The 12,978-nt window shown below is 42.8% G+C and carries 11 protein-coding genes; all 11 read right to left on the bottom strand.

The annotated features are described in order from the left end of the window. Positions 1-321: 321 nt before the first annotated feature. The 11 genes from B067_RS20835 to B067_RS0117080 all read right to left on the bottom strand — a co-directional run bounded on the left by B067_RS20835 (position 322) and on the right by B067_RS0117080 (position 12,534). Positions 322-678: a DUF2956 family protein gene (locus B067_RS20835; RefSeq protein WP_019531318.1), complete on the bottom strand. Its 357-nt coding sequence runs from the start codon at positions 676-678 to the stop codon at positions 322-324. Positions 679-739: 61 nt separating this feature from the next. Beyond that, positions 740-913 (bottom strand): hypothetical protein, encoded by a 174-nt coding sequence (locus B067_RS21890; RefSeq protein ID WP_019531317.1) that lies wholly within the window; start codon positions 911-913, stop codon positions 740-742. Positions 914-932: 19 nt separating this feature from the next. Further along, a complete protein-coding gene (locus B067_RS20830; RefSeq protein WP_156820881.1) occupies positions 933-1,313 on the bottom strand; it encodes a hypothetical protein in 381 nt (126 codons plus the stop codon). 277 nt (positions 1,314-1,590) lie between these two features. Further along, entirely contained in the window at positions 1,591-1,866 is a 276-nt protein-coding gene (locus B067_RS0117115; RefSeq protein WP_019531315.1) for a virulence RhuM family protein, read from the bottom strand. 317 nt (positions 1,867-2,183) lie between these two features. Next, positions 2,184-3,374: a DEAD/DEAH box helicase gene (locus B067_RS20825; protein WP_019531314.1), complete on the bottom strand. Its 1,191-nt coding sequence runs from the start codon at positions 3,372-3,374 to the stop codon at positions 2,184-2,186. 212 nt (positions 3,375-3,586) lie between these two features. Continuing rightward, entirely contained in the window at positions 3,587-5,560 is a 1,974-nt protein-coding gene (locus tag B067_RS0117105; RefSeq protein ID WP_019531313.1) for a DUF2075 domain-containing protein, read from the bottom strand. Positions 5,561-5,564: 4 nt separating this feature from the next. Then, positions 5,565-5,882: a (deoxy)nucleoside triphosphate pyrophosphohydrolase gene (locus B067_RS20820; protein ID WP_019531312.1), complete on the bottom strand. Its 318-nt coding sequence runs from the start codon at positions 5,880-5,882 to the stop codon at positions 5,565-5,567. 213 nt (positions 5,883-6,095) lie between these two features. Further along, positions 6,096-8,630, bottom strand: coding sequence for a DEAD/DEAH box helicase (locus tag B067_RS0117095; protein WP_019531310.1), 2,535 nt, complete (start codon positions 8,628-8,630; stop codon positions 6,096-6,098). Between the two features lie 9 nt (positions 8,631-8,639). Continuing rightward, entirely contained in the window at positions 8,640-9,569 is a 930-nt protein-coding gene (locus B067_RS0117090; RefSeq protein ID WP_019531309.1) for a HamA C-terminal domain-containing protein, read from the bottom strand. 197 nt (positions 9,570-9,766) lie between these two features. Next, complete coding sequence (locus B067_RS0117085; RefSeq protein WP_019531308.1) at positions 9,767-12,166, bottom strand: DNA/RNA helicase domain-containing protein; 2,400 nt, start codon at positions 12,164-12,166, stop codon at positions 9,767-9,769. Then, complete coding sequence (locus tag B067_RS0117080) at positions 12,166-12,534, bottom strand: nucleotide pyrophosphohydrolase (RefSeq protein ID WP_019531307.1); 369 nt, start codon at positions 12,532-12,534, stop codon at positions 12,166-12,168. The genes B067_RS0117085 and B067_RS0117080 overlap by 1 nt, the downstream gene beginning before the upstream one ends. Positions 12,535-12,978 lie beyond the last annotated feature (444 nt).

Here is a 12,978-nt window from a genome sequence, read left to right as displayed (position 1 = left end):
CTTACCCCACACTGGTTAAATACTAAAACTTTACTCTGGCCCGAATGGCACTTACTTAAGCCATATTTCTTCATTGCTTTGTCATACCCAAGACACTCGCTACGCTCATGGGGCAGTCATACCGGCGAAAGCCGGTATCCATATTTAACGGCTGGATTCCGGCTCGGGGGCCGGAAGGGCCTGCCCCGTGAGCAAAGCGAGTGCTGTGGGTATGACTCACACTTTTTACTTAAGTAAGTACCATGCTAATCTGGCCCTAATTATTCGACACTCCTAATCTGAGGCTCCCACAATACGCCTCCTTTTACACTCAACCGCGCATTAAAAAATGGCGAACCCAGCCCAAGATACAAACAACAAAATCCAAGGCGCTAACGAAGCTGCTGTTAGCTTGTTCGAATTCTCCGGCGAACTATCACTAGTCTTACTCACCTGCTGCGCATCCGTCAGCTGTTTTTGCAACTGCTTAACTTTTTTGTCACGCTCACGGTTGTTGGCCTTTGCCTGGATTCTAACCGTTGCCATGCCCTTTTCAATCGCTTGCTGTACTTCTTTGCGTTGTTGCTTGGTAAAACTCACAGGCACAACGCCAGAGGTAATTGTTTGTAGCTGTTCTTTGGCTTCAGAAGACAGTTTCGGTTTATTACTTTTTTTATCAGATCGGCTTCGTGTAGCCATTAGACATGCCCTATTAATATAGTGGGATCAATTGTAGTGGGCCATCATCGCAGGCCAGTGGTTAGATTAAAAGGGCTGCCCCTTTAACGCCACTGGCTTGAATTTCACCATACAACTGTTCGTTATAGGTTTTTGCCACTGGAAAGAAAAATTGACTGGCTGGGCTATAAGCTGAAAAACCAAGCAATAGAATAAACAGAAAGTGAGCTGGCAATGGTGGCAACTTGCTATTCACTCACAACTTAAAAGGAGTATCACTCATCGCCTTTTAATGAGTCGTCCTCTTTACTTTCTGCTTCTTCATATTTAGCAATTAATGCCTCGGCTGCCGCAAGCGCAGGCTTTCGCCATTGCTGCTCAATACTCGATATTTCAAACTGCCGTTCATCTTTTGCACCAGACCAATTTTTTCTATCTTCTTCCTTGGGCACGGCATCGCTGGCGTCTTTAATCGCTATAAACACCATAAAGTCTGTATCACTCTCGGCACGCAGCCAAAACACCAGTTTGACCATTTCTTGTGCGCAAGCGATAACACTCAGCTTGCCAGCTATTAAATCGTTGCCACGAGCAACCACTCTTCGGCAATGTTTTTTCCAATTCGACTCATTGGTAACCCAGTCGGGACGAATCATAATATATTCACTCTAGCGATGACTCAGAAGCGAGCCACAAAAATGTAAGATGGAAACTAGGCCGTAAGCCATAAGCCATAAGCCATAAGCCATAAGCCCATGAATTATAGCGACCTTGTCCCTACTTCGGCTAGCACAGTCGCGGTTGTTAGCGCTTCTTGTATTGAAAGCAGTGCTGGGTCGCCCATAAATCAATAACAAGGAAATGGGATTAAGGGATTAAAGGATTAAAGTTTAACCAACCACATAAACAGGGATCAGATTAGACTTTAAACCTTTATTTAAAAGTCTTATCTGACCCCACTAAATGTATCTCCCGCTCAACCTCACGCTTACCTTCTGCACGAACTATCCGGATTTTCCGGATAGTTGCCCCCTCAGTAAGCTCTTGTTCTTTATAGATATTTCTTAAATGTTCATTAATGGTACGTACATCCCTGCCGAAGAGCTCAGCCATCTGTTTCTGCGTTAGCCACAGGGTTTCATGAGCACCATCCAATTGCACTTCAATGGCGTTGTTGTCATTTTCATAAATCAGTATTTGATTATTCATAGCACGTTCCTTGTTGCTGATCGAATATGTATAGCGGTGAGATCCGCCATATAACCCACCTTATTTAAACCCACTAGCAAGGAGTAATTGGGCATAGTTTTTCCCATTTCTAACACACAACCAGCCAAAACAACCCTGCCATAAGCGGGGTCAGATAAGACTTTAAACCTTTATTTAAAAAGTCTTATCTGATCTGACCCCACCAAATGCACTTCGGCTAGCACTGTCGCGGCTTGGGAAGTGGCGTCAGGAGAAAGGAGGAGAAAGCAGCGTCAGGTTTTGCCTTTTGCATCACCTACAATTCTACAATTCTACAACTACAGCTCATCAGCTTCAAAACCCTCAACTTGCTCACGTTCAAGCCTGACCTTGTTCTTTTTTTCGATAACGCTGAAATGATGATAATCTTCATGGTCGATAAGCGATATGGCTAAGCCCACTTCACCGGCACGGCCACTTCTACCAATACGGTGCATGTAATCTGCTGGGCTTCTAGGTAAGTCAAAATTAATCACCACAGGCAGTTTTTCAATGTCTATACCACGGGCAGCAATATCCGTTGCAATTAATACTTCAACCTCACCTGACTTAAAGTTATTAAGCACGCGGGTACGTGCACCTTGGCTTTGATCGCCATGAAACACTTTTGCGGTAATGCCACGTTTAGCGAGTTTTTCAGCTATGTGCACACAACGGTATTTGGCGTTAACGAATACCAGCGCTTGTTGCCATTGGTTTTGCTTTATTAAATGCGCTAATACGGCGGTTTTTTCACCCTTGTTAACGGTAAAAACACGTTGTACTAAGGTGCTAGTGTCGGCACTTTGTACTTGTATTTCGATGGGGTTGTTAAGCAATTGCTGGGTTAAAGCCTGTACCTTGTCAGGAAAGGTCGCTGAAAATAACAAAATCTGTTTTTGCTTTTTCCCAGGCCTATTAGGCATAAGCGCCAACAGCTCAGCGAGCTCGTCAGCAAATCCTAGGCTTAACATGCGGTCGGCTTCATCAAGCACTAGGGTTTTTACCCTATCAAGCTTAATGGCATTACTTGCAATCAAATCGAGTAAGCGGCCAGGGGTAGCCACTAAAATGTCGGTGCCGCCGCGTAATGCCAGCATTTGCGTATTGGCTGATACACCACCAAACACGGCAACGGTTTTAACCTCGCCGTTAAGGTGCGCCGCATAAGAGCGAATACTGTCAGCAACTTGCTTGGCCAGCTCACGGGTGGGCACCAAAATAAGCCCAGTCACAAAATTACCCTGCTTACTGCCGCGAGTTGAGGGCAATTCAAGGCTTAATTGTTGTAATAGTGGCAGCGCAAAGGTAGCTGTTTTACCCGAACCGGTATTGGCCCCTGCTATTAGGTCACGGCCTGCTAATACACTAGGGATGGCTTGCGCTTGAATGGGCGTAGGTTGCGTATATTCCAGCTCAGTTAATCGAGCCAGCAAGGGTGCTATAAGGCCAAGCTCTTTAAAGCTGGTTGCTGTTGTAACAGTAGTCATTGATATAAAGGGCTCGGGCTAAGGTAATGGCTAGTGATTTTAGCCTATTTACGGCCCATTAAGTTAGTGGAAGCTATGATTAGCAGGCGTAAGGCCCGAACACAGTCACTAGCCTAGCTAGAGCGAATAAGGGCTCTGGCCCACCGATTGATTTAGCGACTCTCCCCCGTTAAATTAATCAATAGGATTTAAGGACTCTAAACCCATAAATCTCACACGACTTTAAGACCAACCTCTTCTAGATATCGATAGGTATCATCGTAATAACTCCGAGGCCTGGTTAAATCGTTATCATCACCTTCCGGTACAACCACAACCATGCCTTGTCGTGCCCGGGTTAACAAAACGCGGTAGGCGTTCTTTTGGTATATCTGGCGTTCTTCTTTTTTTATACGTTGCCACTTATTGCCTCTGAATGAAAAGTTGTTCCACCCTTCTGGCGTATATCTGAAATCCGCATCCCAAACCAAGCACGCCCAATCCAACTCCAAACCCTGAACATGAAATTCAGTCGCCACATCCTCTAAATAATAAGACGAACGCACATGATCTTTGCCATCCAAAAACCAATTAACAGGATTAACAGGCGCTTTAACGTGCACACCCAATGGTCGCAGACGCTCAGCTTGGGAAGAAACAACTATGCCATAGCGCTCAGACCCCCTTGCCTGCTCACGCAACCACTCCCGCCCAGTCTCTAGATTACGTGTTAAAACGATGGGGTAGTTTTCGGATATTTCTTTAAAAGTATCTTGAGCCTGCGACAACTCCAGATCAAGAAGCTGTTTGACGAAAAGTGAAACATTCTCGCTTCGAAATGAACGCATAGACGACTTTAAATGCAATTGAGGAATGAACGTTGACCCTTTAATAGAACGTAAATCTTCAATAGTAGTTTCGCCACCATACTCACTATCAGATAACTGATCAGACGCATAAATTTTCCAGTCAGGAAAAGACTCTTTAACCGCTTGCGACCAACCAAAGATACCAGCTTCTCCCTTATTGATCTCCTGACCACCACCCACCAAACAAACTACAACAGCCCAATCCCTATGCCTATCCATGCAGGAAATTAAAAACTCAGGCTCCGACTGGTTGAAGTTGGGTTGCCCTTTTTTCATCCTCATAAAGTCGACAGTCTGCTTTTTATCCCAAGCCCGCTGAGCCTCATCAAACAGTGCAACATGTTCTATTGGTGCTTGTTCAAGATTAGCCAAACCATCATCCCGAAAGTGATGCACATTTTGGATAAAGGCTTTGACTTCGCTCCTCGCTTCTCCAATTCGTATCTTTTCACCCTTATCTTTGCTACGTTCGACTTTATCTCTAGCTAGCGCTTCTTGAAGAATAGATACCAAGGGGCCATTACCCGATAAAAACACACTGTACAACTCATCATCTTTGTCGATGTGCGCGGTAGCCACGTTTAAACCCACCAATGTTTTTCCCGCGCCCGGAACCCCGGTGACAAAAATAATCGCCTTCTCATTATTTGCACGTGAATATTTAATAATTTTTGCAACTGACTCAGAGGTTTTACTTAAGTTGATTGCACCAGCATCACTACGGGATATATCCACCACTGAATGCCCATTGTATAGCGCTAGTGTCGCCTCAATGATCGTGGGTGTAGGCTTATAGCCACTAGATTCCCAGTAAGCCGTATCAAGAGATGTACCAGTGATTAAGGCTAAAACACGAGAAATAACCTGCTCTAATTTAGCCCCATTACAGCAGATGGGTGAAAACAACTTATCTCTCGGTTGAGTGAGATCAGTACCAGGGTCACCTTTAAAATCAGTAGAGACTAATATAGGTGCAATGTATGCGTCATGACTACCTTCATGGAAATTACGTAAATCGAGAGCATAGTCAGTGACTTGATCAAGATCAGCCCCTAAAAAAGAAGAAGCCCCAACCTTAAATTCAACCACAAAGATAACACCACCGATAATTAATAAAACATCGATGCGCTTACCCATCCTCGGAATTGAATATTCGAAATAGATATGACCAGAAAACGTACTCAGTATTGATTGCAGCAATAAAATCTGTTCAACCCAGGCATCGCGTTGAGTGCCTAGTAGCGCAAAATGATGTTCAACCACCATCTTACCCATAATATGATCTTGGTCATCCGTACAGAAACTAGCAATAGTATTTTTATAGTAAGCTCTATTCATTAGCTTATGTTTTCTCTATTAGGGATTTAGTCATAATTACATACTTTTTTACCAAGGGAATATCGGCCGGCGCCCACTGAACGCTACTCATTTCATCCAAAGCCAGCCAACGCATTTCATCGTGATCAATCAATTCAAAGTCACCAGCCAAGTACTCAACCTGATAAGCCATTAAACGTACAACCTTAGTGCCATAGTCATAAATGCTTTCACCGACAAAGGCACCAACGTGGGTAGTGATATTAAGTTCTTCTTTTAACTCATGGGCTAAGCAGCCCTCAGGGGTTTCGCCTTCTTCTAATCTGCCACCGGGAATTCCCAATAGCCCGCCAGATGAATTCCAACCTTACGGCAGGCAGCGAAGACTTTATTGTTTTTGACTATTATCGCCGCAGTGACATCGAGTTGTTTTTTCATAATATCATTATTTTTTATATTCAATTATCAGTGAACGGCCTTGTAATCACACATTTATTTTAGTCTCTGCAAAATGTAAGAACTGGCCCAATCTTTTGAAATTATTATTACTTTATTATTACGAAATAATATCTTTTATTTCCTGCTTACATAGGGCGGGCATATTTATCGCATCTACGTTCATTGTTTGCATTTTCTCAAGATATGCCTCTGCTTCAACATCGCTAGGAAGATCAAATCTATTTTCTAAATGTAACGCTGTAAATCTCGATATTCCAAGAGCCATAAGGTTTAGCGCGTGCCGATTACATGATCCAAATTCTAAGTAGATATGATATGGCTCGACACTTTCCATCTCATCTTCAACTCCGTTTTCTGTAGCTACGTGTTTTAATATTTCAATATATGCAGAGAAGTATTTAACTAACCTGAAGCGAATCGCTTCTTCCAAAACGCCGAGACAGCCTCGAATAACCGAAGAAACACTAATATTGGGATCCTTCTCTTTTTTATACGCAACACGATCAGACAAAATTCTTCCAATGGACTCACCCCATACCCACTTATATGCTAAAAAACTAACCCATGACATGTAGGTATCACTAACGTTCCATTCAAAGCAACTTGCTAAAACTACAAATATTTCCTCCATTCTTCCTTTTGCCCCCTCCGTATATGGAGACATGGGCATCGCATCAGCTATGTTTGTATCATTTTTTAAATATTCATATAGGTCTTGAAGGTGATCGGGTCTCAAAGACTGGTTATTTTCGAGTATAGTTAGAGGGAGTGATACTTTTACCCCTTGTAATGCATTAATGGTTTTATCAAGAGCATCTGAGTTGTATTCATTGCGATAGTTTTCAATAAAATTTAGCTCTGGATCGACTAAATAATCATGATATAGCTTACCAAAAGCTGCTTCGGCTTCGGAGTCGTCCACATCATTTTTTGCCGTGACTGTATCGTCTAGCAGTCCTTGCACTGATAACCCTCCGTCTGCCATTACATTGCTAATGGCGGAGGATATCTCTTGTAGCCGTTCACCGCTATAACAATCGCTATTCCATTCACTTGGTCTAATGCACCAGATATTGCCATGAAACTCATGTAGCAAGCGACCAGCCCTTCCTGCCAGATTTAAAAAATCTGCCCTAGTCATGGGAGAGTCGCCAGACATCGGATTTTCAATAATAATGTGTTTAGCTGGAAGGTTTACGCCTTGAAGAAGTGTGCTTGTGCAACAAATAATTTTAATGTGGCCATTTTTAAATAAACTTTCCACGCCGGATCTAACGAGGGATGGCATGTTACCGTAATGAAAGGCAACGCCGCTCATTATGCACTTAGCCAACGGGTACTCTTCATGAACTTCACGTTTCAGGAAGTCAACAAATGCTATTATTTCTTCGGATGGCTGAAAATCAGGTGATAGATCGGAGACGTCGCAGGCAACATTTTCGGCTTGCGCGGGTCCATTAGAGAATGATATTACGGATTCTTTTTTCGAGCTAATGGCAAGTGCCAAATTTGCCCGCTGCATAGACTTTTTGTTTCTGAACTTAAATTTTATATCGACTTGGCCAACAGGTATTATTTCATTTCTGCTTAATAGAGATATCTCAAGTTTTTTAGGCTTTAGCTTAACCTCATAAACTAAAATTAGGTTTTGTGAAACTGGAGATACCTGTTCGACAAAATACTTCCCGTTAGAAACCCTCCCGAATAGGGATAAAAAATATGCGGGGTTTTTAATCAGCGGGCTTGCGAACAGTATTTTTACTGAGTTAAATCGAGAGAGTGCAATGTCGATAGCATTTTGTAGAATAATCCCTCTTTTTCCATTTTGTATTTCATGCGCCTCATCAACAATTAACGATGAAATAAATGGCTTGCCATCTTGAGAGTTGAGGAAGCTCATTAAACGCTCTTGAGTTAAAACATAGACAACAGCTTTTTTAATTTTTTCCTTGGCCACCGGGAACGGAGCCGTTCTGACAATGACATCACCCAGCCCCTCATTTCTGAGGGTTGTTCGGATCCTGTATGAAACTTCCGATATTAACGCTCTAGTAGGAACCACATAGACAATGCTTTGTCCAGAATCAGCTTTTATTTTTCTAACGAGATCTAAATTAAGAACAAATGACTTTCCTGCAGAGGTTGGAGCAGAAACGCTAAGCGATTCCTCATTATCAAGAGATCTAAGAAATTTATACTGAAAATCAGTTAACAAAGTGCTTCTTTCTTCATCCATGTAAATAGTATTTTCTGCTTCCCTGGCGATAGATTCTAGCTTTAATGCAGGCGACATCGCCCCTGAATTTGAACTTACATGTCTGTCTCGAAGTAATGACCGGCTAGGGAAATTACCTATTCGTGAAAGAATAAGGTCGGCAGCGGAAATTACCTTACTGCATTCCCCGTTGGTATATTCAATTAACCTTGTAATTATTTCATAAGACAAGGAGATTTCATTTGGGTTATCTGAAAGGGACAGAATGGATGAGTAGCCGGCTAAGCTATTGATCTCTCTATCATCGAAAGTAATTTTTTTATCTGATTGTAAGTCGGCTGGAAACTGCTTACAAATACTTGCAATTTCTAGATTTCGTATTAGTGCGTCTATATTTTCAGTTACAGAAGTGTTCACAGATCAACCTTAATCAAGCGCCGCGTTAAATGCATTTCTAAATTCTACTACAGAAGGGAAAGGCAGGAAAAAAACATCAAATTTAATATGCTTGTTGTCAAATTCATTAAATCTTTTCTGGATTAATTTGGTTAGCCTGCTTCCATCTTTTAAGAAGGCATCAAGAAATTCTTTGAGAACTTCATCAGGTGCTCCCTTGTTTGTCAGGCTGTCAAACCCTTTAAAGTCATAGCCAATTAAACAGGCATGGTTAATACAAACATCGGGGCCAGGCTCTCCGTGAATAATTAAGTCAGAAATCGCACCCCGTATTTTCTCATCCGCATATTTAAAATGCTTAGTTACCATTGTGAATTCGTGTTGATACATCTCAATATCGTGAAATTGATCAATACTTTTTATAGCATCAGCTATTGCTGAAGATGACTCCTTATAAATTTTTGATTCACCAAAGAAAAAATCGACTAACCCTGTGTCTTGATTGAAACGAGCATGAATTCCGTCGGAGCCTTTTACTTCATCCTTATGATTGGTTTTTAGCTCCATTTTTGATACTACCTGTGGAGCATTCAATACCGCCTCTATTAAGAAATAGAGAAGTAGCTCACCAGCCTCACCAGTTTTGTCGGGAGATTCATCGGTAATATCTGGGTGCCGAAAAAGGTCTCTAGCTTGCTTTATTAACTTAGCTGATTGTTGGGCGGTAAGGAGTTCCGGCCTATTTCTGGCGGCAATACAGTAGTCGATAATATAGGTGTAAAGCATCTTTGCCAGCGCTTTAACCATGGGGCGACCATTTCCATCGAGCTTAATATAATGCATTCTAATTTGTGCGCTTAAGCCGTCAACAGTGTGCTCGTGCTCTAATACACCCAAACAGTTATTGTAATCATCCAAATTAACAGATGTGTATTTGTTGATATCCTCTTGTGAACTCATTTATTCTTTTCCTAGCGCATACCTGAAAATATATTAGATCAGACTTGCAGTATCATAAATAATATTATCAATGGTTAGAATTGTGTTTTTTACCACTGAAATCAGTCTTAAGATGGGCTTAACTTAGTGCAATTCTGGCCAGAGTAATATAAGCCAAAGGGCCAGTGACTTTTTATTCAAATACAATCTACTTCGCATCACAAAACCGCCACAAACTCACCAACCACCCCAAAACTCTCAACCTGCTCACCCACCAACACAACATCTCCAAACACACCCACACTACTCATCGGCGACAACACAATCTTACTGTGCTCCCACCCTCCTGCATCATTGCTCACTTTCTCACTGTGATAACTTTTTACCGTATAACTACTGCCAGTCTCCGTATCCTGAATATGCGAAGATTCCACCAATACAATCTTGCCATTGCGCGAACCACCTTGATCCGGCTTAAACAAACACCAAGCACCATTAGGTATACGCCGGTTCATGGATTCACCCACCACCTGCGCTACAAAATAACCGGGCTTATGTTCAAAGGGCTCTGGCAAACGCACCCAGTCACACACCTCAAGGTGTTGCTCCATACTAAAACCACCGGCAGCAGCTTTAATATTAAGCAAGGGTATTGCGGTGACGTAACGCTCTTCATCTGGGACATCAACCACTTCTAACTGCAAACCGGCATATTTTTCAGTTGGTATTAAGGGCCTTGCCAGTGAGACTGCCTCAGCACGCTCTTTAAAGTAGGCATTGGTTTCGGGGTCAACACTAAAAAAGTAGCAGCCTTTTTGGCCTCGGGTCATCAATGTGCGGTAGGTATTTTTAATAATCGTATCGGCTTTTTCTTTTGCCGCATCGGGATTTTCTTTTAACAATTTTTTAAAACCGCGAATGGAGGCGTCCATATTTGAGCGTTTGTGGGCATCGGTTATTACTTCGCCATCACGCACGATAAGGTCTTCGCCCACGATCACACCGATATAATCCAATTCCAAGCCTTGGCAGGTATGGATACATCCCACTTCATTGACCGAGTTACCCGCCATAATCCATAAGCTGCCATCGTTGGCTAGGTTCCATTGCGCTTCAAACCCGTATTGGGGAATGACGATATCCATCGCCGCTGCGTCATTGGCTTGCTTGCGGGAATCACTCACCCAATCCCAGCAATACCCCGCCACCATTCTGGCTTTATTCGCTTCTAGGTTTTTATCGCGGATCGCCTGCCTTAATGCGCAAGGGTCATCAAAGACTTTGAATTCATAATCGATACCTTCAAGCGTTGGGTTTGCCGTACCCCGTAACTGTACCGCGTCATCCACCCAAGCTAGATAGCCGTCGGAGCCATTACAGCGAAACTGGGATTGCAATTGCATCTCCTGCACATCAGCGCCCAGTTCGGCGGCCCATTGATGAATTTCAGCTTTGGTGCCGATATCACTCCAGGTCACCATTTGTGCTTCATCGATAAAGAACACAGCCAGTTTTGAGGCTGCGATCAACTCCTTCACCTGGTTTTCGCTATCTTTGTTGTAGCGGTTCTTGGCGATAAGACGATGTGCCTCATCAATAATCAACGCATCGAAGAAACCGGATTCAACACCTGTATAGGAAGCGGAACCTTTAAATAGATTATCAATACGCCCTTTAGTGATAGACCCTTTTAGGCGGGCGCTATACACCATCCTCGGCGCCTGATTTTTGGAGACGTACTGAGTAACCTTTTCACGCTTAGTCATTTCAACCAGCAGGTTAATGGCCACTACCGATTTACCTGTACCCGGCCCACCCTCAACAATCAATACCTGCTTTTTATCAGCAGTCTTATTGACCGCTAAATCAATTGCCGTTTCATATACCAGCTTTTGATCATCGATCATTAAAAACTCGGTATTACCCTGAATCATAGACACTAAGCTATCAGCAAGATTTTTGGAGGGTTTAATCTTGCCATGCTCGATACGGTACATAATGTCTGTCGTATCGCCGTGTTTAACAAATTGCTTTAGAAAGGCATTGAGCTTTTTGACATCTTTTGAAATAAATACCGGGGCTTTGTTGATATGCTCTTGATAGCAAGGGTCATTAATCGCCTCTGCGGAATCAAGATTATGTAAATAGGCACAGGGCCTAAGCGCTATGGATTCCAGCCGTACAGTTTCGTTGTAATCTTCTATTAACGCCGCATAGGACCAGGCTTGGTAAGAAGGGTGATTTGTTTCACGCACACCACCGCCCAGCGCGGTTCTTACAATGGCGTCTTTGCTTGTAGTCTCAACTTTTGACCATTGCTTTAATTCAACAATCACCGCCGTATCAACGTTATTATGATCTTTACCCGTCAGGATAAAATCAACGCGGTTATTGGTTAGCGGAATATTGTATTCAATCGATACCCCCGCATCCGCAGGGATCTCGGGGTCATTCACAACAGACTCCATAAACTGCATAGAGTTACGCCAAGACGCTATTTCATTCTCGGCTACCGTGCGACCAAGACTGCGCTTAAATTCCAACAGGATTTTTTCATGAATGATATTGCCACGCACATCATCTACAAACTGCTGCTTATTCTCCGAATAGACAATCATTAGTTATTAATATCGCCGTCTTTATATTCAGTATATTTTTTCGAGCTCCCCCGTACTTTATCTGCAGGGTATTTAGTGTCGTTCTTTTCAATTTTATTATCTACAGCCTTGAGGATATCTACCCCTAGCTTATCGGCTAACCTGATAAGGTAAAGCTGAACATCTGCAATCTCATCAGCCACTTCATCAAGCGTATCATTGGATAGATTTTTAGAGCCCTCCTCTGACATCCATTGAAAAGGCTCAACCAACTCCGCCACCTCTACACTGAGTGCCATAACTAGGTTTTTAGGCGAATGGAACTGATCCCAGTCTCTATCGCTGGCAAAGTCTCGCAACTTGTTTTTTATTTGTTCAAAATCACTCATATAGACGCCTATTATTCATTACTGACGGCCAAACCATCAAATCCCACCCACAGCAAAAAACTCATAGCAGCAGGCCGCTATAAGCATGATAGAAAGAGAGAGAATTATTTTTTAACGACAAACTCGCAACCACTAACAACTCCTATCTGTTAAGCGAGCTTCCTAATCACACATCCTGTGCTGTTGCTTTAATCCATTCCCTGAGGCCACGCTTACTCCTACGTTGGCACTCAGTTATTCAGGAAACTGATTTTTATTTTTCAGGCGGGTAGTAAAGCATAGATGTGCTACAGGGCCAAGGGATAAGACAAGAGTTCCTAGTTTGTAGTCTCTAGTTCCTAGTAAAAGATTGTGGGCACTGGCTTGGGGGGCGGTGTGACGGGATAAGAGAGGAGCTCTTAGTTTGTAGGCGCTAGTTTCTAGTAAAAGATTATGGACACCGGG

Source organism: Dasania marina DSM 21967 (assembly GCF_000373485.1).
GTDB classification, from domain to species: domain Bacteria; phylum Pseudomonadota; class Gammaproteobacteria; order Pseudomonadales; family Dasaniaceae; genus Dasania; species Dasania marina.
This window is presented reverse-complemented; position numbering and strand designations above follow the sequence as displayed.